This is a genomic window from Fenollaria massiliensis, assembly GCF_023347705.1.
GTDB classification, from domain to species: Bacteria; Bacillota; Clostridia; order Tissierellales; family Peptoniphilaceae; genus Fenollaria; species Fenollaria massiliensis.
The window spans coordinates 1,509,894-1,535,996 of record NZ_CP096649.1 but is presented as its reverse complement, the minus strand read 5'-3'; the positions used below and the strand labels follow the sequence as shown (position 1 = coordinate 1,535,996).

At 37.8% G+C, this 26,103-nt stretch carries 18 protein-coding genes, 2 tRNA genes and 1 other RNA gene; 15 read left to right on the top strand and 6 right to left on the bottom strand.

The genetic code is table 11. From position 1 onward, the window contains the following. Window positions 1–78: 78 nt before the first annotated feature. The 3 genes from M1R53_RS07325 to M1R53_RS07315 form a co-directional block, all read right to left on the bottom strand. A complete protein-coding gene (locus M1R53_RS07325; protein WP_249242562.1) occupies window positions 79–1,842 on the bottom strand; it encodes a DUF2207 family protein in 1,764 nt (587 codons plus the stop codon). After that, window positions 1,842–2,384 (bottom strand): LemA family protein, encoded by a 543-nt coding sequence (locus tag M1R53_RS07320; protein WP_249242561.1) that lies wholly within the window; start codon window positions 2,382–2,384, stop codon window positions 1,842–1,844. Before M1R53_RS07320 ends, M1R53_RS07325 begins: the two co-directional genes overlap by 1 nt. 360 nt (window positions 2,385–2,744) lie before the next feature. Beyond that, entirely contained in the window at window positions 2,745–2,969 is a 225-nt protein-coding gene (locus M1R53_RS07315) for an AbrB/MazE/SpoVT family DNA-binding domain-containing protein (RefSeq protein ID WP_249242560.1), read from the bottom strand. 103 nt (window positions 2,970–3,072) lie between these two features. Here M1R53_RS07315 and M1R53_RS07310 point away from each other — a divergent pair, with 103 nt between their 5' ends. Beyond that, a complete protein-coding gene (locus M1R53_RS07310) occupies window positions 3,073–4,533 on the top strand; it encodes an alpha/beta hydrolase (RefSeq protein WP_249242559.1) in 1,461 nt (486 codons plus the stop codon). A gap of 9 nt (window positions 4,534–4,542) precedes the next feature. Then, the gene (locus M1R53_RS07305) at window positions 4,543–5,373 is read left to right on the top strand and encodes a mechanosensitive ion channel family protein (RefSeq protein WP_249242558.1); all 831 of its coding nucleotides are present in this window, start codon (window positions 4,543–4,545) and stop codon (window positions 5,371–5,373) included. Between the two features lie 317 nt (window positions 5,374–5,690). Here M1R53_RS07305 and M1R53_RS07300 read toward each other — a convergent pair whose 3' ends face one another. Together M1R53_RS07300 and M1R53_RS07295 are read right to left on the bottom strand one after the other, a co-directional pair. Beyond that, the gene (locus M1R53_RS07300) at window positions 5,691–6,509 is read right to left on the bottom strand and encodes a tRNA 2-thiocytidine biosynthesis TtcA family protein (RefSeq protein WP_249242557.1); all 819 of its coding nucleotides are present in this window, start codon (window positions 6,507–6,509) and stop codon (window positions 5,691–5,693) included. Further along, entirely contained in the window at window positions 6,502–7,020 is a 519-nt protein-coding gene (locus tag M1R53_RS07295; RefSeq protein WP_249242556.1) for an adenine phosphoribosyltransferase, read from the bottom strand. The genes M1R53_RS07300 and M1R53_RS07295 overlap by 8 nt, the downstream gene beginning before the upstream one ends. A gap of 303 nt (window positions 7,021–7,323) precedes the next feature. Here M1R53_RS07295 and M1R53_RS07290 point away from each other — a divergent pair, with 303 nt between their 5' ends. The 3 genes from M1R53_RS07290 to ffs all read left to right on the top strand — a co-directional run bounded on the left by M1R53_RS07290 (window position 7,324) and on the right by ffs (window position 9,784). Next, window positions 7,324–9,288 carry a stalk domain-containing protein gene (locus M1R53_RS07290; protein ID WP_249242555.1) on the top strand — a complete coding sequence of 655 codons (1,965 nt, stop codon included), beginning with the start codon at window positions 7,324–7,326 and terminating at the stop codon, window positions 9,286–9,288. Between the two features lie 136 nt (window positions 9,289–9,424). After that, window positions 9,425–9,517, top strand: a tRNA-Ser gene (locus tag M1R53_RS07285). After that, window positions 9,517–9,784: signal recognition particle sRNA large type (ffs, locus tag M1R53_RS07280), an RNA gene on the top strand. Before M1R53_RS07285 ends, ffs begins: the two co-directional genes overlap by 1 nt. Before the next feature lie 708 nt (window positions 9,785–10,492). Here the strand turns inward: ffs and M1R53_RS07275 are convergent. Further along, window positions 10,493–10,569, bottom strand: a tRNA-Pro gene (locus tag M1R53_RS07275). A gap of 229 nt (window positions 10,570–10,798) precedes the next feature. On the opposite strand from M1R53_RS07275, the gene M1R53_RS07270 reads away from it, so the two are divergent. From M1R53_RS07270 to M1R53_RS07225, 10 genes are all read left to right on the top strand, one after another. After that, entirely contained in the window at window positions 10,799–13,567 is a 2,769-nt protein-coding gene (locus M1R53_RS07270) for a phosphodiester glycosidase family protein (protein WP_249242554.1), read from the top strand. A gap of 146 nt (window positions 13,568–13,713) precedes the next feature. Next, window positions 13,714–15,810, top strand: coding sequence for an ATP-dependent zinc metalloprotease FtsH (gene ftsH / locus M1R53_RS07265; RefSeq protein WP_249242553.1), 2,097 nt, complete (start codon window positions 13,714–13,716; stop codon window positions 15,808–15,810). A 15-nt stretch (window positions 15,811–15,825) separates the two neighbouring features. Further along, window positions 15,826–16,512 carry a response regulator gene (locus tag M1R53_RS07260; RefSeq protein ID WP_019214156.1) on the top strand — a complete coding sequence of 229 codons (687 nt, stop codon included), beginning with the start codon at window positions 15,826–15,828 and terminating at the stop codon, window positions 16,510–16,512. Continuing rightward, complete coding sequence (locus M1R53_RS07255; RefSeq protein WP_249242552.1) at window positions 16,433–18,295, top strand: HAMP domain-containing sensor histidine kinase; 1,863 nt, start codon at window positions 16,433–16,435, stop codon at window positions 18,293–18,295. The genes M1R53_RS07260 and M1R53_RS07255 overlap by 80 nt, the downstream gene beginning before the upstream one ends. A 91-nt stretch (window positions 18,296–18,386) precedes the next feature. Beyond that, the gene (locus M1R53_RS07250) at window positions 18,387–18,890 is read left to right on the top strand and encodes a hypothetical protein (RefSeq protein WP_019214158.1); all 504 of its coding nucleotides are present in this window, start codon (window positions 18,387–18,389) and stop codon (window positions 18,888–18,890) included. An 11-nt stretch (window positions 18,891–18,901) separates the two neighbouring features. Then, window positions 18,902–20,278: a hypothetical protein gene (locus M1R53_RS07245; protein ID WP_070599608.1), complete on the top strand. Its 1,377-nt coding sequence runs from the start codon at window positions 18,902–18,904 to the stop codon at window positions 20,276–20,278. Further along, window positions 20,259–21,083 (top strand): two-component system regulatory protein YycI, encoded by an 825-nt coding sequence (locus tag M1R53_RS07240; protein WP_249242551.1) that lies wholly within the window; start codon window positions 20,259–20,261, stop codon window positions 21,081–21,083. Before M1R53_RS07245 ends, M1R53_RS07240 begins: the two co-directional genes overlap by 20 nt. Window positions 21,084–21,096: 13 nt before the next feature. After that, complete coding sequence (locus M1R53_RS07235; protein WP_249242550.1) at window positions 21,097–21,891, top strand: MBL fold metallo-hydrolase; 795 nt, start codon at window positions 21,097–21,099, stop codon at window positions 21,889–21,891. After that, a complete protein-coding gene (gene rlmH / locus M1R53_RS07230; RefSeq protein ID WP_249242549.1) occupies window positions 21,891–22,373 on the top strand; it encodes a 23S rRNA (pseudouridine(1915)-N(3))-methyltransferase RlmH in 483 nt (160 codons plus the stop codon). Before M1R53_RS07235 ends, rlmH begins: the two co-directional genes overlap by 1 nt. Window positions 22,374–22,964: 591 nt before the next feature. Continuing rightward, entirely contained in the window at window positions 22,965–26,069 is a 3,105-nt protein-coding gene (locus M1R53_RS07225) for an S-layer homology domain-containing protein (protein WP_249242548.1), read from the top strand. The last annotated feature ends 34 nt before the right edge of the window (window positions 26,070–26,103 follow it).

Below are 26,103 nucleotides of genomic sequence, written 5' to 3'. Positions count from 1 at the left end.
TGGAGTGAGGTGTGCTAAACGCACTCCGTAGCGACAAAACAATTCGAAACTAGCAAAAGCCGCAAATTAGGCAAGAAATTACCTGCCTCCTCCGCCAGATCCACCGGCAGAAAATCCCCCGCCTCCTCCATGCGACATCCCTCCGCCTCCTCCATGTGAGGCTGATGATGAGCGACTGCTTTGGTAGGCGTGGTTCACTGATGTGCCGACATTATTTACAACGTGATACAAAATAACTGGGTCAAGGCCTGTATATCCAGCGTATGTGTAGCTTGGATCAAGGCTTTTAAACTTTTCCAAAACTTTTTCTCCAAGTCCAAACAGAGCCGCAAGCACCAAATATTCGTCCCAAAGTGCGACTTCTACCGCTTCACGCTCGTTAATCAAAGTAAAATCCTTCAAAAACTTTATAAATCCTTTTTGTTTAATGGCTTCGCTCCGACCTTGCTCAGTGAAAACATCGTAGCTTAAGAATAAAAATCCCGGCTTCTTATACATTAGCTTAGATTTTTCAGCTGCATAAAACGCATTTTCCTTGTAGCTTTTAACGAACCTTTCCGCAAGATCGCCGCGGCTAAAAGCCTTCGTTAGCTCATCGTTTCTAAGCACGAGGTCATCACCTGATGCACTTGTAATCAGCTTATATAGCCACTCTTCCATCACATCATCACCCTCGGGCGCTCTAATAATTTTAAAGCAGTCTTCAATTACGTCCTTTTTGAAAATCAGTCCCTTAGTAAATTTTTCCTTGACAAGCTCTAAATTTCCATCCTTAATCCATTTTAGAAAATATGCGGCGACCACATTTGTCACAGAAAAGTTTTCATTCACCGAATAAATGCCGCTGTTAAGCAAAATATTTCCATTCATCGGCAAATCTCGCCAATAGTTTACGTCTCTCGGTAGTCTATTTTCAGAATTTATCATGGATTTTTTAATTCCCGACATAATCATGGAAAAGATTGACGCAATAAAAATAAAAATTATCGGTATGACAATTGGGTTAGCGGTGCCAATAAATCTTGTGACGAAATTGCCATTATATTCTGGATAATAGTAATTGTCTTCATTATTATCATAATTATTTTCTTCTTCAATATCTTCTTCACGATTATTATAGTCAGAGCCTTCAAGTGCAGTGTTTTTCAAATCTTCAAAAGTGCCACTACCCTTACTAATTGGATGAATTATATCTTTATTAAGACCGAACAAAACTGTTAGATGATTTTCTGGGCCAAAATCATTAATCTCGTGAACGACGACATTGACGCCCTCAAAAACGATTGGTGCGTCTGAACCGAAGCCCCAAACACGAGCGTTATTCTCATTTATCTCACCATTTTCCAAACTTAGCTCGAAAGAAACTTTTTCCGGAGCGGGATTCATCTGGTCATTGACGAATCGAATGTTGAAGCCGTCCATATCATCAAAACTTTGGGCAGCTCTGTACATTTTATAATTTAATGTATAGGTCTTGTCTTTATTAAGATCGCTCTTTCCAAAGCAAAGCTCGACACCGTCCGAAGTGCCGTGTATACCGCATTTGCGAGCTTTTTCGTCAAAAGTCCAATCGACGTCCCAATTGTCAATGGTCTCGTATGGGCCGCTCTCATCGGAAACTTTAAAATCCATGATGACTATGTCACGCATATGGCTCTTAGGTATGAAAAACTCAGTGCCTGAGCCAGCTCTAGCCTTCCACACCTCAGTGACTAGTAGTGAGCCATCGTCCATAAGCGTAGCTTTTATGTCAATGGAGTGGATTTCATCTGATGATGCGTAGCAATTTATTGAAAATACTAGGATTATGGCGGCGAATATGCTCGCCAAAAACTTTTTCATTATCTAAACTCCAAATCCGGCATGTCCTTTTTGGCTTCGTCTGTGCTCAAATATTCTTTAGGATGAACGTTTAAGATGGACGCAGCGATGGATGTTGGGAACATTTTCACAGCTCTGTTAAGCTTTGTAACTGAGTCGTTGTAAACCATACGGCTGATTCTGACTTTATTTTCATAGTCATTGATCGAGTCCATAGTTTTTGTGTAAAGCTCAGAGGCTTTTAGCTCTGGATAGCTCTCAGCAACAGCGTTTATCCTCGATAGAGCGCTTCCAAGTAGAGCCTCGCCTTCCTTTACATCATTTGCATTTTTCACAGCATTTCTCTTGTCAATGATGTCAAGAAGAGTTTGGTACTCATGTTCTGAGTAGGCTTTAACCGCGTTAGCAAGCGCCTTTAGAGCGTCCCAACGTGAGTTTAAATTTACGGCAATGTTTGCAAAAGCATTGTTAACGTTTTCTTCAAGGTTTACTAGACTTCTTTGTGTTGAAATGAAATAGAACACTATAAGTACTAAAACTACTAAAATGATTCCGATTATCATAATATCACTCCTTTATGTATCGTAGTATATTTCGCAATTTTTAATTGAAAATTGTTTTTCTTGCACATCGAAAAGTGTTTTCCTTCGCTTGCTACGTCTACATAAATTGTTAATTTCTAAGCTTGCTCACCTGTGGTCTCATATCCGTTCGCTTCGCTCAACTAAATGAGCCCACGGTCGGCTCACTGCGCTAAGAAATTAATTCAATTTATTCCGAAGGCTTCGCTCGTGAAAATCACTTTTCTCATTATGTAGCGAAAAATTTTCTTCGCAAAATTAATTTGCTTAAATAAATATTTTTGTAAATAAATATTTTTATAAATAAAGCTTTAGTATTATATTTTACCCAATACTTATTATTTAAAAAATTTCTTTTCCTTCTGCTTCTCCCCAATCAAATTCTTCTGGATTATATTTGCCATCGTATCCGTCAAAGAGGTCTTTTATATTTTTTCTCTTTTCTAAAACAAGTTTATCAGCACAAATTTGTATATTTAACTCATCATTTGTTTTCCAGCCGATTTCGTCTATGATATTGTTTGGGATTTTAAGAAAACCATCGTCAAGCTTTTCTACAATTTTCATTATAATTACCTCCTGTAAATTATTTTTACCCAAAATACATATATTATCATAACAAATCCATACCGATATATGATATAATTTATTTATACAAGGGGTGTACAATATGTTTGATTTATTTAAAATAAATGAAATTCTTTCTGATAAAAATAATAATAAAAAGAAAAAGAAAAATATTTTTGCTAGCAAGGCTAATAATAAGAAAAATCATGACAAAGCTATAAGAATAGAAAAGATTTTTAAAGGCGAGACCAATAGCAAAGCTAATAATAAGAAGAAAAATCATGACAAAAAAAGCAAAATTGACAAGATTTTCAAAATTGACAAAATTAGTCAAAATAATAAAAATATTATTGCTAAAGAAAAAACTAAATTGCCCGACGCCAAGCCCATCATCTTCATTCCAGGGATTTCTGGGAGCGAACTCTTTACCATTGACGAAAAATATCTAAGTGATATTGAGCGCAAAACTGGGATGATATCTAGCGGTAATGAAAAGTACGCAAAAAGGCTATGGCTGCCACAAGGCTACGATGCAGATGAGCTTAACGAGGATCTCAAAATCACGAACGATGCATACGGACTGCAAGAGGGCGACTTCAGAGGCTTAAAGGTTTTTGACAGGCACGTAGGACCGGGCGCTGCGAACGCGGTTCTTCTAAATGCGCTTCTCATCAAGTTTCCGGATAGGCCCATCTATCAATTTTCATACGATTGGCGTAAATCCAACACTTTGACGATGAAAAAGCTTGACGCCTTTATCAAGGCCATTCGCAAAAAAGGCAAGGTCGACATAGTTGCTCACAGCATGGGAGGCCTTGTTGCAGCGCACTATATCCGTGAACATGGCGGACGCGTCGACAAATTCATTTCGCTTTGCACGCCTTATGAGGGCGCGCCTCACGCTTACAACCAAATGGCGAGCGGAAATATTTTTGGTGGGATAAAAGATGTCATTTTGGAAAATTTATTCGGCATAGAAAAGGAAGTTGTTCAAGGCTATGACGGGCTTGTAGAGCTATATCCAACGGCAAAGATGCTTTGCGCCTACCCTTATCAAAAAATTCTAAATAAAGAAAATTTTGAAAAAATTATATCCAAAAAATATAAGGACTACGATGAACTTCTAGAAAAACTTCATGAGGCAGGTGCCTCTGAAGATTTTGAGCCACGCGAAATTCAAAGCCGCATGAAAAGCTATCTTGGTGCGAATCGCTTCGTGCGTTTTTTGAAAAAAGCAAAAAATTATAGGCGCCACAGAAGTTTTTCTGAGCCCATCAATCTATTGTATAGGCCTAGAACCATGTTTATAGTTGGAGAGGGCATAGACACACAGGTTTCGGGCTACTACAGCGTGGATGATGCGAATGAGACCATAATCAAAGAGATGGTGACAAAAGAGGGCGATGGCTTAGTGCCAATGTTTTCAGCGTGCATGGGTCAAAGGCTTAATCAGATGCCAGAAGAAATTAGAGAAAAATTTCAAAAAATAAAAAGCACACACATGGGCATGCTCATGGATTTGAGGGCGATGGACGCCATGTGCAAATTTTTAAGCGAAGATTAGGAGGAAAGGATGCTAGAGAAATTAAAAATATATTTTACGAATGAGGCGGGAGCACTAAACATTTTAGGAAAAGTCGCACTTGTGCTTCTTTACTTCATCATAGCCATCTTGGTTGTGAAAGTTATTGGCATAGTCATATCGAGGCTTGCAAGGAAAAAATACGATAAGCTTAGAACCATTGACGCGAAGAGGCTTAAGACGGTTCTAAGCGTTTTGAAGAGCTTCGCGACAATCATAATCATATTCACATGGTTTTTGTCAGCACTAAGAATTTTCGGGGTAAATACCTCTGCGATAGTGACAACTGCTGGGATAGGCGGTGTCGCGATCTCCTTCGGCGCGAAAAGTCTTGTAGAGGACATTATCAGCGGAATTTTTCTAATGCTTGAAGATAGCTTCGTTATCGGCGACGACATCACAGTCGCTGGCAAGACCGGAAATGTCGAGAAAATCGGCCTTCGTACGACAACAATCCGTGATTATAACGGTGAACTGCACGTAATTCCAAACGGCGAGATAAGAGTCGTGACTAACAGGAACAAAAATATTCAAAGAGCGCTAATCACCGTGCCTATAGCCTACGATGCCGACGCGCAAATGGCTATGGACATCTTGACAAAGGCACTTGAAAAAGTTAATGATGACCACGCAGTTATTGAAAATGTCAGCGTTTGGGGCATCACTGATTTTAATAATAATGGAATAATTATCACCTGTGCTACAAAAACTATACCGGGAGAACAATGGCGAATTGAACGGTTGATGAGACAGGTGGCTTTAGAGGAGCTATCTAGGAATGGGATTAAAATATTGGATAAAAATATAATAGTCAATAAATAAGATAAACATAAGTAAAATGGCTGGATCACTCCAGCCATTTTGCATTTATATTATAATTTAATTTGATTTAATTTAATGTTTTTTAATAAACAATTTAAATATGAACTTTTTAAATAAATTTTTCGAAAAATATCTTTTTTCATTTATTCACAAAACTTACATTTCATTACACCGAATCATAGTCCGACCATGGGACTTCGCAGAGCGATTTGATGGATAAGGCGAAGTAAAAATTTTTGACAAGCGGAGTGTACACGAGGTACTCGAGCATTGGCAACAAATTTTTACGAGCCTTAGGCGCAAATCGAATGCGAACCTTATTCTTGAATTTCTTTTCCCAAAAGAAATTTCTTGCCATCTATCTCCCAGCTGATGCATGAGTCAAGGTTTATATTCATCGCGCTATTCAAAATATTTCTCTCTGCCATATTATTTGTCTCCATAAGCTTTGCGACAAGGTCTTTTATCTCGTAGCGTATATTGCCGCTTCTTTTCTTTGTAACGGAGCAGGCGCAGTCCAAAGCCTTGAGATCACTTCTCTTGAGCCAGCGTTTAATATCATCTTCCCTTATGTAGTACATAGGCCTAATTAGTTTTAGCCCGTCAAAGTTTTGGCTATCAAGAATCGGGCGCATGGTCTTGAAAGTACCAGCGTAGAGCATATTCATAAGTGTCGTCTCGACAACATCATTCATGTGATGACCTAAAGCGACCTTGTTGCAGCCAAGCTCCTTCGCCTTGCCATACAAAGCGCCGCGGCGCATACGAGCACACATGTAGCATGGGTAGTCGCCAGCAAGTTTTTCAGCGACTTCAAATATATCCGTCTCAAATATTTGCAAATCAATCCCCAAAAATTTGCATAGCTCTTCAAGCTTTTCTCTGTTATCCTTAGTAAAGCCGGGGTCCATGCTCACGTAGCAGACATCAAATTTAAAAATCGAGTGCTTTTTCAGCTCTTCAAACATCTTCGCAAGAAGGATTGAGTCCTTTCCGCCGCTGATAGCGACCAAAATTTTGTCACCCTCCTCAATCAGATTAAAATCATTTATCGCCTTAAGAAATTTCTTCCAAAGTTCTTTTCTGTAGCTTTTGATGATAAAGCGCTCAATCTCTTTTTTCTCTATACTATACATTATAAGTTATCAGCGAGTCAACCTTGTAGCCATCAAGCTTGTCGCGGCCCTTTAAGTCAGTTAGTTCAATCAAAAATTCAAAAGCGACAATCTCCGCACCCATTTTTTCAAGAAGATTCTTCACAGCCTCAACAGTTCCTCCAGTTGCTAGAAGGTCATCAATTACAACAACCTTAGTACCAGGCTTGATCGCATCCTTGTGAATCTCGATAGTGTCAGTGCCATATTCCTTTTCATAAGAGAAAGATACAGTCTCAGCCGGAAGCTTGCCCTTTTTTCTAACAGGAATAAAGCCAAGGCCCATCTTGTAGCTAAGCGCGCAGCCAAGCATAAAGCCCCTTGCCTCAGGACCAACAATGTACTCAGCGCCAAGGCCCACAATATTCTTTTCTAATTCATCTATAGCGCACTTGAAAGCGTCCTTATCCTTTAGAAGCGTAGTTATATCCTTAAAAGAAATCCCTTCCTTCGGGAAACCTTCAATCACCCTTATAGTGCTTTTTAAATCCATATTATCACCCAAAAGCTATTATACCACTTATTTATGCTTATGGCAATCAATATATTTTTAATTATGCACATGCCTTTGCCACTACGGAAAAATTTTATAAAATAAATAATTTTTAGCAAAATGTACAAAGATAGCATCTTTAGTGCAGTACAGCAAGACGCACTTTACTGTGATACGAAAATATTAAAAAAATTTGCAGAAAAAGGCATTTTACACTTGAAAATTTAGAAAGAATGGGGTATAATTACAGTAAGAAAGCAATTATATAGGACTTTCGAATTATTCTACACGGGAGGTAGTAGTATGAAAAAGATTAGAAATATTTTATCATTAGCATTAGTCTTTATAATGCTAATAGGCTTAATGCCAATGAATGTTTTTGCTGAGCCTGAAGTTAAACCAACACCAGTAGTTGATGAAACAAAAACAGACGAAGAAAAACCGGCTGATCCAAAACAACCAGCTAATCCAGCACCAGCAGTAGATCCAGCATCAAATCCAACAGGAGATACAGCAGGAACACATACAGATCCAGCAGGAACAAACGAAGAGCTTGAAACAGCAAAAAGAAAAGCTATAGCAGAGCTTGATAGCTTAAAAAACTTATCTGACACTTATAAAAATAAAGTGGCAGCTACAATTGGCACCGCTGGAAGCGCAGACGATGTGAAAAAAGCGCTAGACGAAGCAAAAGCACTTGACAAAGCAAAAGGAGCACTAATAGCTGAAGTTAAAGACTTAAAGAACTTAAAAGATGCAGATAAGACAAAAGCAATAAATGATATCAAAGAAGCTGAAGATTTAACTGCTGCAAATAATATTGCAGAAAGTGCTAAAACAGCGGACAAAGCAGCAGCTGAAGAAAATAAAGCAGCAGCTGAAAAGAAAGCTCTTGAAGATGCTAAAAAAGCAGCTGAAGAAAAAATAAAGAGCTCTAACTTATCTTATGATGAAAAAACAGCAGCACTAGCTAAAATCGAAGCAGCTACAACTACAGCTGAAGTAGAAAAAGCACTTAACGATGCTATACCAACTAAAAAACCAGAAGATGAAAAGAAACCAGATACAACAGGCGTTTACAATGTATACAAAGCTTCAACAGTACACGGATCTTTCACAGTAAGTAAATCAAAAGCTAATTATCTTGATACTATCACTGTAACAGCTACACCAAACTATGGTTATGCAGTTAAAAACGTTTACTATATAGATAACAATAATATTAAACATAGTATTAAGAACTATGCTTACAACGACTACTATTACTATGGATACAACGGAAGATATTACAACGATTACAACTACTATTACAGTGACTACAGAAACTATTATTACAATGATTACGCTACTTATGAAGATTATCTAAAAGATAGACACTATAGCTTCTGGAACAATGGTTACAAATACTGGGATGATTATGACTATTATAAGTATGGTTATAAATATGGTTACAAATATTATGATAGATATTACAATGACTATTATAAATACTATGATGAATATCTAGACAGCTCATACAGATACTCAAGCTACAGTAATTACCTATACAATGAACGTTATAGCCACTACAAAAAATATGATGGATACTATGATTACTATGACAGATACTATTATGGTGATTACTATAGATACTATGGCTACACTACAAGTGATACATTCACTATGCCAGCAAGTAACGTAACTGTTTATGTAGAATTTACTGACTGGACATACTATGGATACTACTACGATGACTACTATTACTATAGATCACGTAGAGACAAAGAAGCTGAAGAAGCTAAAGCTAAGAAAGAAGCAGCTAAGAAGGAAGAAGAAGCTAAGGCAAAGGCTGAAGCAGAAAAACTTCCACAAGTTTACGAAAACAAGGCTGTTATCGCTATCGGTTCAAACGTATTAGACAAAGTTAGCAAGAACGTTCACACTGTTCATCAAATGGACACTCCTGCTTACGTTAAGAACGGCAGAGTAATGCTTCCTCTAAGATATGTTGCTGAAGCTCTTGGCTTACAAGTATCTTGGGTTCCTGAAACAAAGACTGTTATTATCTGGGATTTAACTCAAAGAGTTGAAATACCTGTAAAGTCTAACAGAATTATTGTTAACGGTATAACTTATACAAGCGATGTTAAGCCAGAAATTAAGAGCAGCAGAACAATGCTTCCAATCGCTAACATTGCAAGAGCACTTGGATTAATCGATGGTTCTGACATCATATGGGATCAATACAATAAACAAGTAACTCTAACAAGAAAAGTATTATCTAAATAATTTATAAAGTCCTATGAAGGTCCGCTCAATGATATGGGCGGATCTTTTTTTGTTTAAATTAAATATCTTGACAATGGATGGGATTTATACTATAATGGTTAAGTCAAGTTAAAAAACTTTGTAAAACAATCGGCGTGGAGAGATGGTTGAGTTGGTTGAAGGCGCTCGCCTGGAAAGCGGGTATACGTGATTAAGCGTATCAGGGGTTCGAATCCCCTTCTCTCCGCCACGTGCTAGTTGGGAAGGTAGCGGCATCCTGTAACCATAAATCCGCTATATATGGAATGAATTCCCGACCAGAGGGCGTCTCCTGTGAGGCTTGCCCACAATAAGAGGTGTTGAACGAAGGGTTCTTGCGCAACATAAATCTTACGAACCTCGTCAGGTCCTGGCGGAAGCAGCGATAAGTATGTATTTGTGTGTGCCGCGAGGGTGCCGTTCGGGAGCTGTCTGTTGTGGTAACACTTATAGAAGCCGTTCGAAGTCGGGTGCACTACATACAAAAACAAAGGTCCAGCGTTTGCTGGACCTTTTTACTTAGGATTTCGCACTCAAACGAGCCCTTGAACTCGTTCCCTCCTCAGCAATGCTCACGTACCATTAGTACGCTGCGCTTGCTTCGTCAGTCCACTTCGTCCAATCATCTCGTTTGCTCTGTGAAATCCCGCGTATATGTATGTGGATGAGATAGGTGATATATATTTTGATCTAAATAAAAATTTGTGTCATCAGATAAAAATTAAATTCGTCCTTACGCTCGTTCGCTCGCCAGCAATGCTCACGTACTCGCGTGTACGCTACGCTTGTCTCGAATCTCCATTTCGCGTAATCATCGAATTTTTCCTAAGAAACATGTTTGATCAGATCCAATTAAAACGAGCCCTATAATTTGATCGTTGTATGTATTTAGTTTCGATAGAAGATATAAAATTGATCAAAATAAGAAAAGTATCAAAAAACAAATTTTATCACAATATTTGTATTTAAACAATAAGTTTTTTATTAACAAAATAATTTACTTTAATCAAATTCTTACAACAGAAGAAAACGATTTTGCGGAACAAACGAGATGATTGGACGATGTGGACTGACGAAGCAAGCGGAGCGTACATATGGTACGTGAGCATTGCTGAGGAGGGAACGAGTTCAAGGGCTCGTTTGAACGCAAAAAAATTAGAGAGAACGAATAGTTCTCTCTAAATTATGGTCGGGGTGAGAAGGTTCGAACTCCCGGCCCCATGGTCCCAAACCACGTGCGCTACCAAACTGCGCTACACCCCGCCGAAATATTACTTATCTATTATAACTTTCTAACAATATTCTTGCAAGTGGAAATAAATCATATTTTCTTAATATATCTATTATTATTATAGTTTTTCTTCTATTTTCTTAATTTTTCATAATTTTAAAAAATCTATCTCCAATATTTCAATATAGTTACAATTGCCATATTTTTAACAAAAATTTTATATTTTGGTATATAATGTATATGTATGAAAGGAAGGATATAATGAAATTTAAACGCATCGCAAGTATTGCGCTTAGCGCTACGCTTGCATTTTCGATTTTAAGTCAAAGTTCTTTAGCTTATATAATTAACGAAGAAAGAAAGGAAGAGTATCTAGCGAGCGGTGTGCATCGCGCGCACATCGAGAGATTTACTTCTGAGGGCTGGCAAAACTTAAATGTCTTGACTATTGACACGACTAATCAAATGAATGAGATTAAGGCGATATTCAATACTGAGGGTGTTTCTCACAGATCGAATGTTAGAGACATGGTCAATGTTAGTGGCGCTATCGCTGGTGTTAACGGCGACTATTTTAACTATCAACCGCATCCATCGACTCTTGGTATGATTGTCAATGACGGCAAGCTTATCAGCTCGGCTCAAGAGGGCAAGAACAAATTGCCTGTATTTTATCAAAGCAGTGCTGGTGGCTCGCAGCTTGGATATATCGATCAATCTGTTGATATCTTAAATCAATTGACTGGTGCAAAATACCATGTTAGCGGCTTTAACAAGGCTTACGGCGGATACAAATATTTATCTCTACTAACAAGGGATTGGGGCAAGAAAAGTTTTGGAGCTAAGGCTGCGAACATGACTGAAGTTCTTGTGGAGAATGGTGTTGTCGCTGATATCAGAACGAACGGAGAGCCTTTTGATATACCTGAAGATGGCTATGTGCTTAGCCAAAATAATTCGCCTCTAGCTAGTCTTACTTTGGGTACGCCTCTTGAATTACAGGTAACATCAAATGTTGACTACAAGGCGCTAAAATTTGCTATGGGTGGCGGTTCCATCATCTTGAAAAATGGTGTGGCTATGCAAACTAATATTGTTAACAAAGGAAGACATCCAAGAACTGGTATTGGTGTATCTCAAGACGGCTCTAAGATAGTCATCATCACTGTTGACGGAAGGAATGGCTACGCTGGTCTTACTCAAAAGGAGTTTGGTGAAATATTTAAGAGCTTCGGCTGCTACAACGCGATGAATCTTGATGGCGGCGGATCGACTACCATGGTCAAAAAGACTAAGGCGATGGATAAGGCTGAGATCATCAACAAGCCATCGGGCGGCACTCCAAGAGCGGTTGTATCGGGCGTTGGCGTTTTCTCGAGCGACAATCCGGGCGCAGTAGCAAGGATAGAGCTTGATCTTGATACTGATAAGGCTTTTCCTGGCGTTCCTGTAGCATACAGTGTAAAAGCTTATGACGCAAACAATAATCCAGTTAGAGCCCAAGCAAATGCAGTAAGTGCAAGTGCTACGAATGGAGCATCTTGTGCGAATGGCTCGTTCATCGGCGCAGCTGAAGGCACTTCACAAGTCACAGTATCTTATCAAGGTGCAAGTGATACTAAAAACATCGAAGTATTCTCTGAACCGGTTGAGCTAAGGAGCTCCACTGAAAAGATAAACGCAAAACCTGGCGATAAATTTACTATAAAAGATATTATCGGCCTAGATAATCAAGGCCGCAGCGCTAAAATTCCGAATTCGAGCATTAATTTCTCAATCTGGGGAAGTGTTGGTGCTATGAGTGGAAATGTTTTCACTGCTTCAAATAATATTGGCTATGGTTACATCACCATGGGCTATAAAAATACTTACAAGAACATCCCTGTAACTATTGGATTTATATCTAAGCCGCTTCTTGATTTTGAAAATTTAAATAATATCAAGGCATCGAGCTTCCCAGCAGATAAAGTTTCTGCTAGCCTAAAAATTTCTAAGGTCGCTAAGCAAGGAAGCGGAGCTGTTGAGCTAAATTATGATTTTTCAAAGCTTGACGACTCAAGAGCTGCTTTTATAAGTTTTAAGAAGGCTCCTGTTTTAGAAGGAAAGCCAAAGAGGCTTGGCATGTGGGTTAAGGGCGACGCAAAGGGCGCTATGCTTAAGGCAACTATCAAGGACAGCGAAGGTTTTGCCGAGCAAATCACTTTCTCTGAAAAAATCAATTTTAATGATTATAGATATCTTGAGGCAGAAGTTCCTGACAACGAGGCATATCCATATACCCTTTTAAATATCTACGTTGGCAGCTCCAATAACTCTGCCATGGTTAAGTCAAAAATCTTAGTTGACGCGATCGATTTATTATATGAACACAAATTTGAAAACGCCATAGACAATTCATCTGTATTAGCAGATGGTCAAAATGGCTTTGTTCAAAAAACTAGTGGCGGCGAATACCTTGTAGTTAGTGGCTATGATGCTAATCAAGACAAAAATTTCGAAGGCGCCAAGACTGCCATCATCAACAAAGTAAACAAGGTTGACACAAGCATTTTACTAAATAACTATGACAATGATTTTAAAAAGGCTGTTTCGAAAAATCTTCTTAAAAATGCAAATGTTTTCTCGACAAGTGCGACAGCAAACGCATTTATACTAAATCTTAACACCAAGAAGAGATCTTTAAGACTATCGGACGCAAATGAGTGGAGCTACATCACATCAAATCTTAAAAATGTCACTCAAAAGAACATTGTCGTGACTATGACAAGCCCAGTTTTTGGCAAGGGCGGCTTCACTGATAAAAAAGAGGCGGCACTTCTTCACGCGAAATTCAAGGAACTTGCTGAGATGGGTAAAAATGTTTACGTTGTTGCTGGCTCAAATGAAACATCTGTTAAAATGCTTGACAAAGTTAGATATATAAATGTATTTAACAAGCCTATCAAGACTAAGGCCGATTTAGTTAAGAGAAGCTACGTGCAATTTACTTTTAATCCAAATTCAAGCGCTTATGTAGTAACAAACTATTAATATGTAAAATATTTTATACAAGAAAGAACTGTGAGAGCAGTTCTTTTTTTATGCCCCGCTTTATTGAAAAAAAACGATTTTTGTGTTAGAATTAAAGCAAGTAAGTATATGCACATGGGTATATATACTTATAAAGGAGTGAAGAAATGAATAAGAACAATAAAAATAAAAAGGGACCTAAAAAATCTCTCATATATTACTATTTAGTTATACTTATCATTGCCTACCTTTTCAACATCTTCTTCATGAAAGATTTTATGAAGCCAGAAGTTGAAAAAGTTACTTACGATGGTTTTTTGGAAGCAATCGACGAGGGCGTTGTTGATAGAGTACAAAAGATGGGCGGAAACATTGTCTTTCAGCTAAAACCAGAATACGTGGCGATTCGTGACAAGAACAATGAAAAGAAATTAAAATTCGAAAAAGCAAAATTAGATAAAAATGGCAAGCCTATCATTAATAGTGAAGACCCAGGCAAAGAGGTCAGAGTCTTTATCACAGGCGAGTGGGACTACGAGGGCCTTACTGAAAAACTTAAAGAAAAGGGCGTTCACTTCGGTAGCGAGATCATCGAAGAGCCATCGATACTAGTTAAAATTTTGGGCTTTTTACTTCCTATAGCGACATTTTTGATAATGGGACTGATATTATCAAAAATTTTATTTAAGGATATGGGAGGCGGCCTTGATAAATTTGGTTTAGGCAAATCGGGCGCCAAAGTTTATGTAAAGGGCAAGCAAAAGAAGACTTTCCAAGACGTTGCCGGCCAAGAAGAAGCTAAGGAGATGCTTCTAGAGATAGTTGACTTCCTTCACTACCCAGAAAGATATGCCAAGATCGGTGCCAATCTGCCAAAGGGAGCGCTTCTTGTAGGACCGCCGGGCACAGGTAAAACACTTCTAGCTCAAGCGGTTGCGGGCGAGGCTGACGTGCCATTCATCTCCATATCGGGTTCATCCTTCGTAGAGATGTTCGTGGGACTTGCAGCCAAGAGGGTTAGAGACTTATTCAAAGAGGCTCAAGAAAAAGCGCCTTGCATTATATTTATAGACGAGATAGACGCCATAGGCAAGTCGCGTGAAGGCAGTTTTTCATCAAACGACGAGAGAGAGCAGGCTCTAAACCAATTGCTTACAGAGATGGACGGCTTTGACTCGAAAAAGGGTGTAGTGGTACTTGCGGCAACAAATAGACCTGAAGTACTTGATCCAGCTTTATTACGTCCCGGTCGTTTCGACAGGCGTATACCAGTTGAGCTACCAGACCTTAATGGCAGAATCGCAGTACTTAAGGTTCACTCGAAAAACATCAAGATGTCAGACGATGTAGATTTCAAAAAGATTGGTCTACTAACAGCTGGTGCATCGGGCGCAGATCTTGCAAATATCGTGAACGAAGCGGCACTTAGAGCGGTTAGACATAAAAGAGATTTCGTTATACAAGAGGATTTACAAGAGTCGGTAGAAGTAGTTATAGTTGGATATCAAAGAAAAACTATGATTATATCAAAGAAAGAGCGTGAAATGATCAGCTACCACGAAGTTGGTCACGCGATAGTCGCAGCTGTTCAGAAAAAGAGCGCTCCAGTTGAAAAGATCACCATCATTCCAAGAACATCGGGCGCACTCGGCTATACACTACAATCTGATACAGAAGAAAAATTCCTTATGGATAAAGAAGAATTATTCAATATGATGGTTACTGCATCTGGCGGTAGAGCGGCTGAGGATCTAGTGTTTGGAGCGATTACAACTGGCGCAAGTAACGATATAGAGCAGATTACAAACATCGCTAGAAACATGGTTATGCGCTACGGTATGAGCGATGACTTCCCTATGATGAGCTTAATGAGCGAAGGCAATCGCTACTTAGGCGGCGCTGGCGAATTCACTGCGAGTGAAGAAACCTTTGCCAAGGTCGATGCCATAGTCAAAGAGCTTATCGCAAAGGCTTACGACGAGGCAAAGCGCATACTTGGTGAGAACAGAACAAAGCTTGACAAGATATCAAAATTCCTTATCGAGAAAGAAACCATTAGCGGAGAAGAATTTATGAAGATATTTAATGAAGATGATAATGGCGATGCAAATATTTCTGCTGATGAAGATGATAAAAATATTGATACAGATGAAAATCATGAAAATATTGAAGAAAATAAAAATATTGACGAAGAAAAAACAAAAGACGATACAGATGATGATGCCAAAGAGGGCATTATCATAGACGAAAATACTAAGTTATAATAAGGAGTAGGAGCTATGGGTTATATACTAATTGTTGACGACGAAACAACGATAACTGATATTATCGAGTTTAATTTACAAAAGGAAGGTTTTGAGACAAAGGCGGTTCACGACGGGAAGGAAGCACTTTTAGCTGTGAACGAGCACGAGCCAGACCTAATGCTACTAGACGTCATGATGCCTGAGATGGACGGTTTCAAGGCGCTTGAACTTTTAAGACAAAAGTATAAGTTCCCTATACTTATGCTAACTGCTAAAGAAGAAGAAGCTGATAAAGTAAAGGGTCTAGAGCTTGGTGCGGATGATTACATCACTAAGCCATTCGGCATAAGAGAGTTAATTGCAAGGGTTGAGGCGAATCTTAGACGTGCGCCTAAAATAAAAACTACAGAAAACTCCATTGTGATAGGCGACATAAGGCTTGATCTGACTTTATTACAAGTATTCAAGAAGGAAAAGCCAGTTGAGCTAACTCTTCGTGAGTTTGAAGTATTAAAGTATTTGATGCAGCACCCTAACGAAGTTTTCTCGAGAACTGATCTACTAAAAGACGTTTGGGGCTATGACTATATCGGAGACGTTAGAACTGTTGACGTAACAATCAGACGTGTTCGTGAAAAAGTTGACGAAAAATTATCAGACGACTACAAATACATCAAGACAAGAAGAAACATGGGTTATTACATCTCAAATGAAATTTAATTCGATAAAGTTTAGATTTGTAATCATCTATGCGTCGCTAGTACTCTTCGTTTTGGTGAGCGTCGCTGCCTTCATAGTTACAGGACTTGAAAATGAGCTGATGAAGGGACTTAAAGACGACATCAAAAAGCAAGTCGAGACCATGACATCGACATCGAGATATTTCACAAAAGAGAATTGGTCCGATGAAGAGACCATAGAGCACATACAAACCGTTATTAATGAGAATAGATTTAACGCGGACGAGCTTGTATACGTCATAAGTAATGACAGCTACCCATCAGTAATTGCGGGTAACGATGAGAAGACTAAATTAATAGTTGGCAAAAACGCTTACGATGTCGATACCATCAACCAAGCGATGCTACTTGAGGCATTAAAGGGCAATTTAAGCGAAAAAATTATAGGCGAGGGCACTGACTCAGAAGTTCATCTAAGCTACCCAGTTGTGGCTGAGCGTGGACGTGTTAAGGGCGTTGTTTATGTAATCAGCTCTACTAAAATGGTTGAAGCGACTGTAAAAAAAGCGAGACAGCTACTTACTGTGATCAGTATTGCGGCGATATTCGTGACTATACTTATCGCTTATCTACTAGCTGCATCAATAGTTTCGCCTATCAGCAGCTTGACTGCGAAGGCCAAAAGACTTGCCGAAGGGGACTTTACTCAAAGGGTTGAAGTAAGGACTAAGGACGAGATTGGTAAGCTTGCGTCCATGTTTAATACGCTAACTGATGAGCTTAACAAGACCATTAGCGAGAAAGATTTGGAGCAAAAAAAGCTTGAGACCATATTTACCAACATGACAGAGGCCATCATTGCTCTAAACAATCACGGCGAGCTTATTCACGCGAATTCTGTTGCGCAAAAACTTATTGATATCGACATAAAGAGGGACACGCAAAGATATTTTAATCTTGACAAGATTGGTCTTTCGTCGATTAATTTTGATAATCCATTTACCCTTGAAGGCGAAGAAGAGATAGAGCTTAAGGGCGGTGTCTACAAGATGACCTATGCGCCTTTCGAAAACGAGGACTATAGTCTTGGAGGCATCATAATCATGTTCCAAGACATAACTAAGGAGCACAGGCTTGACAATATGCGTAAAGAGTTCGTTGCCAATGTTTCGCACGAGCTAAAAACGCCTATCACAGCGATAAGGTCTTACTCAGAGACGCTTCTTGAGGGAGGAGTGCCCGAGGAGATGCAAAATAAATTCCTTGGAGTTATCGAGAAAGAAGCGGACAGGATGAACAGACTTGTTCTTGATTTACTTTTATTATCAAATATCGATTACAAGGGCGGGGAAGATGTTAAGGTAACCGAGCTTAATGAAAAAGTTAAGGACGCTATAGATAAATTAAAGATACTTGCTGATGAAAAGAAGCAAAAACTTATTTATTCTATATCAAACGAGCCTCTTAAGGCGCTTATTGACCAAGATGCGCTTGAACAGATAATCACAAATCTTATTTCAAATGCGATTAAGTATACGAATGAGAACGGTACCATAGAGGTAAAACTATATTCGGTTCTTGGCAAGGTTCACTTAGATGTTATTGACAATGGTATTGGCATACCAGAGAAGGATCAAAAAAGAATTTTCGAAAGATTCTATAGAGTCGAGAAGGGCCGCTCAAGAAAGATGGGTGGAACAGGTTTAGGCCTATCCATCGCTAAAGAGATGGCGAACGCCTACAAAGCTGACATAGTCTTCACTTCAAAGTTTGGTATAGGCACGACATTTACCTTCTTAATCGACGAATATAAAGAAAAATAATAATAAAAATAAAATAAAAATAATTTAATACAACTGTAATATTAAAACCCTCCTTACTATGTTATAATAGATATAGATAAGGAGGGAAGGTATGAAAAAGAAAGTCTTAATCTTTATTTTATGCCTTTTCATATTCACAATTGGATCAGTTTCTATTGCAAAGGATGCTTATGTATTTAGGGTTTCAAAACCTGATCAGGATATATACTCTACCATTGACGAAGCATTATTTATCAATGGCAGTGCACCGAAGAATGCAAATGTCGAGATAAAACACTACTTAGCAAGCGTTAGCTACAAAGACTTTGAAAGCTACAAGGATAAGTACACTAAGTTTGAGGATTTCACAAAGCACTTCGAGGAAGAAATGATCAAAGAAGATGGATATGAAGAGCTATCAAAGACAAGTATAAGTGTTGGATCTTTAGGTATATTCTCTAAAAAGCTTAATCTTATGGGCGGAGTTAACAAGATTGTCATAAGTGACGGAGCTAAGGCGGAGAAAGTTTTCTACATATACTTAAGCGATGCGGATAATATTTCTAAGAGCATAAGTTTAATGAAAACCATTGATCTAATAAAAAATTTGAGATAGGAGGAGCTAGATTGAGAGAAAGAATCAAGACAGCCCTTCTTTTTTTCTTGATTATTTTTGCCATATATTTAAGTTCAAAGCTATGGATAGACTTTTCTAGCGAGAGAAAAGTCGGTATTGAGGCAAAAGAGAAGGAGAAGGTGGAGCTAAAGGACTACATTAGCGCCGAGACTGCCATAGTCAATTTTTCAAAAGACAAGCACACTGTTTTAGACAACCCTGGGGAGCAAGGACTCTTCCAAAGTTTCAAAGGGTTCTTTTCTGATGTCTTTACGAAAAATGACTACAGAGTGAGTCTTATCGGCGAAGATGAGTACGAAAAAGCTATAGAAAGCTCTAGATCAGTTGTCTTCACTTTCATCGATAAGTTCCCTTTAAGACTAATCGCAAGAACTTTTAATATCATGGAGAAAAATAATTTTATCAACGATGACAGCAATCTTAAGGAAGTCGCTATACTTCTTTATAGTGGCAGCGCCATGTTCAAGACAGATGCGTCCATATACAAGATCACAGAGCTTAAGACATCGCTTTCACTTCCAAATTCAATAGTAAATAATCTTGAGCTAAAACCAAATTTAACTTATTACTATAACGCATCGACTATACTTGGTGAGAAAAGCCCCTTATATATACCTTATCAAGACGAGTACGCAAGCTACATCTTTGATAAATACACGGTTGCGCACGATTTCGACATACTTGACAGGGACAATGCAAGAAGCTTTGCACAAAGATTTTTTAACAAGGAGTTTAAATATTTAAAAGAGCTTGAAGAGAAGGATTTCTCCAAGATATACAGCTACGACTCAGAGGTTATCAAGCTTAAGTACGACGGCTCCATCGAGTATTTCGACCCACTTAAAAAAATTTACAAGGAAAGAAATTTACTTAAATCAATCGAGGCAGCCATAGCCTTTCTTCAAGACTATATAGATGAAGAGCAGCCACTAAAACTATCTAAGATAGAGGAAATTACTAGCGAAGACAGCCTTGGTTATAGAATAAGTTTTGACTATTACTTAGATGGTCTCAAGCTAAATTATGAAAAAGACTCCGATCACTACGCATCAGTAGATGTATTCATGGACGAAGTGCGCTTCGCATCAGTTAATAAAGCAAGTTTCAATAAAGATTCGGCAGAAGCTTTTTATACCAAAAATATACTTGAATTAATCGATAAAAATGCTATACTATTCCACACAGGAACAGATGATAACCCGCTTAAGTCCATCGACAAGATCAGCATAGTCTATCTTGTGATGAAAGACGAGGATGAGGCGATTACGCCAAAGATTCGTATTGACACGAAAAAAGGCTACTTTATATTTGACGCAAAGACATTTAGGCTGATAAAGGAGAGAGATTATGAACTGGAACAAAGCTAAATCCATACTCCTAGTGTGCTTTTTGATTATAGATGCCGTACTATTAACCATGTATATGAAAAAAAATAAAGACGGCGGAAGTCTATCCATTAGCAAAGATGATGCAATTGAGATACTTAAAGCACAAGAAATAAATATAAACGAGAAAGAGCTCAAAAAAGGCGGCGAGTACAAGGGCTATATACTTAAGTACTACGATTTTGATCTTGATAAGATTAATAAAAACTTTTTTAATGGCGAGGCAGAGCTCGATGACAGATACGATCTAAAACTACTCACAATGGGCGACAAAAGCGTATCGTTATCGCAAGGAACGCTATTTAGCTACATGGACGCTTCCGAAGAAGAAAAATATCCACAGATGAGCATGGACAAGGCCATAGAGCTTGCCAATGATTTTATGAGAGATAAAGAGCTCATGATTAGAGGCATGGTCTTTGACGGCGCTTACTTGGACGAAGACAGTTATCAAGTGCATTTCGCTGTCAAGCACGACGATATTTATTTAGAAAATTCATTTATTAATTTCACCATCGACAAAAGAGGTGTGAGGAGAGTCGACGCAATGTGCCTTGAATACATCAACACAGAGGACGAACTCTTTACACTTGCCGATGTGAAAGATAAAATTTTATCCATAATCGATAAACCAGAGGTAAAGGGCAAAACCATTGACAAAGTTGATATGTGCTACTATCTAGACCAAGTTACGCTCGATCAAGCGAGTGAACTTAAGATTACAAGGCTTAGAGCCGTACCGCACTGGAGAATCACCTTTTCAGACGGTTACAAGATGATATTATAATGAAGGGAAATATATGAAAGACTTATTAAAATTTTGTTCATTGAGCTCAGGAAGCTGTGGCAATGCGACCTACATCGAATATAAAGACAGCAAAATCTTGATAGATGCAGGGCTAAATGGCGTGACAACAGAAAACGCACTCAAAGAGATAGGTACAGACATCAAAGACCTAGACGCAGTTATTTTAACACACGAACACAGAGACCACGTTCAAGGCGCAGGAATACTCTCAAGAAAGTATGGAGCCAAGCTATATGCCAACGAAAAAACCTTTCTTGCATCACTACCACGCATCGGTTCAGTAAAAGAGAGCCATGTACACATTTTTGATGGCGCATTTGAAGTGAAAGATCTTGTGATAAAGCCATTTAAAGTGTTTCATGATGCCTACGACCCAGTTGGCCTTGCCATATACGCAGGAAATAAAAAGGTCAGCATATTGACAGATACAGGCCTTGTTGATGATGGTATAAAAGAAGCAATCAAAGACTCAGACATTTATTACATCGAGAGCAATCACGACGAGAAAATGCTTGAGAACGGACCATATAGCTACTACTTAAAGAGAAGAGTTAAAAGTTCAGAAGGACATCTGTCCAATGTTCAGGCAGCAGACCTGATTAAAAAGTCACTTAAAGACAAAAACGAATTAGTTTTTCTAGCGCATCTATCGCACGAGAATAACACAGAAAAACTTGCTTACATGACAGTTTATAAAGAACTACTTAGCTCTGGAAGAAAAGCAGAAGACTTTAGGCTAAGAGTCACACACAGATTAAAAAGAACACTTTTATACGAGGTGGATTAATGCTAAAGATAGATCTCATAGTACTTGGGAAAATTAAGGAAAAATATTTAAACGAGGCCATAGACGAGTACAAAAAAAGAATTTCGCGCTTCGCTTCACTTAATATTATAGAACTCAAAGATAGAGACAAGCCAGATAAACTCTCAGACGCAGAGCTTGATAAGATTATAGATGAAGAATCAGAAGAAATATTAACAAAGATTGATGAGCAGAGCTTCGTCATAACCTTGGAGATAGCTGGAAAACTACTAACAAGCGAAGAATTTGCAGAAGAGATTAAAAACGTAAGCGTAAGGGGCTACTCCAAAATCACCATGATTATAGGCGGGTCAAACGGCTTTAATAAAAAAGTTTCGAGTAAAGCAGATTTAAAGCTAAGCTTCGGACGAATGACCATGAATCATAAGTTGATGAGAGTGGTTTTGATGGAGCAGGTGTTTAGGTGCTTCAAGATTATTAATGGGGAAGCATATCATAAGTAAATAAATAGAATTTTGCGTTCAAACGTGTTCATGGACTCGTCCCATCTTCGGCAATGCTCGAGTACTTGTACGTACACTCCGCTTGCCTCAAAGCTCCATTTCGCGTAATCATCGCATAGCGCAAAGGTTCACGTCCATTTATGGACGGGGTTCTTCTTTTCCAGCAAAATTTGTTTAGTGATGGTTTATTTTGACTAGGTTTCATTCATCTAAGTGCGAAGCACCAAGGTTCTGGTTCATTTGAACGAGGTTCCTTAATCATCGCATTTTTCCAGCAAAATTAGTGTGATTAATGATATTATTTTTACAAAGAAAGAGCCAATACTTTTTAGAAGAAGACTGGTTATTAATCAAAGATATTAACGACGTTAAATAATTAAACTATATTAATAATTTAACTATAAAAGAAGGCAGAGATGCCTTCTTTTTTTGCACAATTGTTACAGTAGTGTTACAAAAATTTTAAGATATTGATTTTTATGTGATACTGGTGTAAAATATAGGTGTAGTAGTATAAATGATTATATATATTTATCAAAATGAAGCGAATAATCAAATTGTAGTATATACAAATAAAAAGGGGTTGGTAAAATGAAAAAGAAATTTTTCGCAATAATACTTGCTTTTGCAATGCTTCTTACATCACTTGTAAGTATAAATGATGTAAGTTTTGCAGAAGAAGCTTTATATCGCTTGTATAAAGTAGGTGATACAAGTGACATTATTGAAAGTAACGATGAAAGTGACTTTGTTAATAAAGTTAGTGAAAAAACATTTGATGATAACGCAAATTATGTTATGGAACTAAAAGCAGATTTTGTAGTGCCAGCAGATGGTGGAAATCTTAAGACAATAACATTGAATGGTAAAATCACAGTCGAAGGTAAAGGACACACTATCACTGGAGCGAGTGATGGAACTGATGGCAATAGACTTATTAAAATTATGCCAGGAAGTAATGTTACTATTAATAATCTTAATCTTGAAGGAGACAAGAAGTACGCTGGCATTGAAGCAAGCGGCAATGATACAGAGCTTACTTTAAACTCATGTACTTTTAAAAACTTTAAAGCTGAGAAAGGCGCAGCTTTAAATTGCGATGCTATAAAAACACTAAATATTAATTCTAGTGAATTTACAGATTGCGAAGTCGTATCAGATGAGGCTAAAGGCGGCGCTATATACGCAATTGACACAAAAGGAATAAATATTAAAAACACTATAATTAGTAAGTGTAAAGGAGCTGTAGGCCCTGCAATATATTGTGAAGGTGAAGGTTTCAATTTTAATATGGAAGGATCTATTGTTGATTCTTGCGAAGGCTCACTATCTTATAAAACTTTAACATCTAGTGGTATTTATTTAACAAGTAAAGATGTAAATAATGAATCTACTTCAGTAGCAAATATAGTAAATTCAAAGATTAGAAATTGCAAATCAATTTCAGATGAAGTTGGACCTACAATCCACGGAGCACTATCTTTGAATGGCTTAGATCACACAAGCATAAGTGGTTCAAACTTAACAAACAACAAAATTACTGTAACTGAAGGAAGAGAAGGGTTTGGAGCTGCTATTTACTCCATCAATACTCAAGTTGATATAAAGAATTCTTCAAATATAAAAGATAATATTATCCTAGTAGATGAAGATTCTATTGCTAAAGGTGGAGCTGTGAATTTAGTAAACAGCCCATTAACTATTGATACTTGCACAATTACAGACAATAAAATTACAAACAATAAAATTACAGTACCTCATTATTCTGTGGATAATACTTTTGGTGGAGCTTTAAAAATAGACATTGGTCCAGCTACAATTAGAAACTCTACTATTTCGAACAATTCTTGCGTTGGTGCCGGTGGTGCTATTTATTTTAGTGGTGGCTTTATGTCCGGAGTTAGCCCTCTAAAGACTGAGGCGTTTACTATTGAAAACTCAACTGTAATGAAAAATAAAGCAGTTTATGGAGGTGCTCTATATTTAAGTCAAGCGCTTTCTAAGATTGAGAATACAAAGCTAATTGCTAATGAAGCAAAAGGCAAAAATAGAGTAGGAGCAATTTCAGGTTTTGGTGGTGCAATAGTTGCAACTCAAGTTGGGCAAGTTTCACCAAATGCCCCTCCTCAAGGTCATGTTTGGGCGCTTGATATTGACGGCGGAGAAATAAGTGATAACTATGCTGAACTTGCAGGCGGAGCAATTAGACTATTTACTGAAAGTTTAATATATAAAGATTGGGATTATGACTTATTGACTGAAGAAATTAAAAGATCTGACGAGGGTTTGACTGTAAATAAAAATGTTATTTTTAATAATAACAAAACAAATACTGGGTACTTTAATCCGCCAGATTATGTAGAAAATTATCAAAAGGCATATATTCATGACAGCAACTCATTAAGAGGAAAACTTGTAATTGAAAAAAATAATAAGTTTAAACATGTTGAAAGTTTATTAAATAATTATGATATAGATTATTTAGGAAATGGATGGGTCTTTTATGATCCAAATGGCGGTTCTGGGGACATCTTTGTTGATAAAAATAATGAAATAGAATTTGAATATGATGAAGATAGTTATGAGTTAAAAGATGTTAAACAAAGACATGTAATAGCAAAAACTCTTGCAGAAACAAATATTTCAAACTCTAGAAGGTTCCTAGGCTGGAACACAGAAGCTGATGGAAGCGGAACTAAGTATTTACCAGGTCAAACTATTGATGTAAAGGGCAATTTAACACTATTTGCACAATGGGAAAAACCTGAAGCAAGACAACTTATACTTACACTAGATGAAAACTACAGAGGCGGCAGAATTACAGACCATGAAGTAGAAGAAGGAGAATTAATCGCTCCATATCTATACATCCCACGCAGAAGAGGATACACATTCAGAGGCTGGAGCTACGATAGAAAACATCTAGAAGAAGTAAAACCAGATGACAGAATATACACAGACACTACTCTATATGCAATTTGGAAAAAAGCAGAAATAGAAAAACATGAAGAGCCAGAAGAAATTAGAGGCGACGATCACAAAGCCTACATCTTTGGTTATCCAAACGGCACAGTTAGACCAAATGGCAACATAACAAGAGCTGAAGCAGCAGCAATGCTAGCAAGACTACTAAACATCGAAGCCATCGGTTCATCAGCAAAACCAAACTTTAAAGATACAAAAAGTGCTTGGTACAACAAAGCCATCAACGCAGTAGTAGCAAGAGGCATAATGAAAGGCTACCCAGATGGACGCTTTAGACCAAACGCTCCTATCACAAGAGCAGAATTTACACAAATGATATCTACAATAGATAATAAGCCTTATGGCGAAGCACCATTTATAGACGTAAAAGGCCATTGGGCAGAAAGAGCAATAGGATCAGAGTATCAAGCAAAGAGAATCACAGGCTACCCAGACGGATTATTCAGACCAGACGCAAACATCACAAGAGCCGAAGCAGCAGTTATCTTAAATAAAATATTCGAAAGAAATTTTGATAATTTATCATTACTAAAATGCAAAAATATATTGTTGCTAAAGAGATTCATAGACCTTGATGAAACATTCTGGGGATATAATGATATGGTTGAGGCAACTAATACTCATGAATACGTAAGACGTTACAAAGAAGATATGATGAAGAGACTGGAAGAAGACTGGTTATTAATCAAAGATATTAAAGACATTAAATAATTTAACTATAAAAGAGGGCAGAGATGCCTTCTTT

Coding starts and splice junctions, on each gene's coding strand:
- M1R53_RS07250 (WP_019214158.1), top strand. CDS start 18,387: ATGAAAAAGAAAGTCTTAATCTTTATTTTATGCCTTTTCATATTCACA.
- M1R53_RS07310 (WP_249242559.1), top strand. CDS start 3,073: ATGTTTGATTTATTTAAAATAAATGAAATTCTTTCTGATAAAAATAAT.
- M1R53_RS07225 (WP_249242548.1), top strand. CDS start 22,965: ATGAAAAAGAAATTTTTCGCAATAATACTTGCTTTTGCAATGCTTCTT.
- M1R53_RS07320 (WP_249242561.1), bottom strand. CDS start 2,384: ATGATAATCGGAATCATTTTAGTAGTTTTAGTACTTATAGTGTTCTAT.
- M1R53_RS07300 (WP_249242557.1), bottom strand. CDS start 6,509: ATGTATAGTATAGAGAAAAAAGAGATTGAGCGCTTTATCATCAAAAGC.
- M1R53_RS07270 (WP_249242554.1), top strand. CDS start 10,799: ATGAAATTTAAACGCATCGCAAGTATTGCGCTTAGCGCTACGCTTGCA.
- M1R53_RS07325 (WP_249242562.1), bottom strand. CDS start 1,842: ATGAAAAAGTTTTTGGCGAGCATATTCGCCGCCATAATCCTAGTATTT.
- M1R53_RS07315 (WP_249242560.1), bottom strand. CDS start 2,969: ATGAAAATTGTAGAAAAGCTTGACGATGGTTTTCTTAAAATCCCAAAC.
- M1R53_RS07240 (WP_249242551.1), top strand. CDS start 20,259: ATGAACTGGAACAAAGCTAAATCCATACTCCTAGTGTGCTTTTTGATT.
- M1R53_RS07290 (WP_249242555.1), top strand. CDS start 7,324: ATGAAAAAGATTAGAAATATTTTATCATTAGCATTAGTCTTTATAATG.
- M1R53_RS07260 (WP_019214156.1), top strand. CDS start 15,826: ATGGGTTATATACTAATTGTTGACGACGAAACAACGATAACTGATATT.
- M1R53_RS07235 (WP_249242550.1), top strand. CDS start 21,097: ATGAAAGACTTATTAAAATTTTGTTCATTGAGCTCAGGAAGCTGTGGC.
- rlmH (WP_249242549.1), top strand. CDS start 21,891: ATGCTAAAGATAGATCTCATAGTACTTGGGAAAATTAAGGAAAAATAT.
- M1R53_RS07295 (WP_249242556.1), bottom strand. CDS start 7,020: ATGGATTTAAAAAGCACTATAAGGGTGATTGAAGGTTTCCCGAAGGAA.
- M1R53_RS07305 (WP_249242558.1), top strand. CDS start 4,543: ATGCTAGAGAAATTAAAAATATATTTTACGAATGAGGCGGGAGCACTA.
- ftsH (WP_249242553.1), top strand. CDS start 13,714: ATGAATAAGAACAATAAAAATAAAAAGGGACCTAAAAAATCTCTCATA.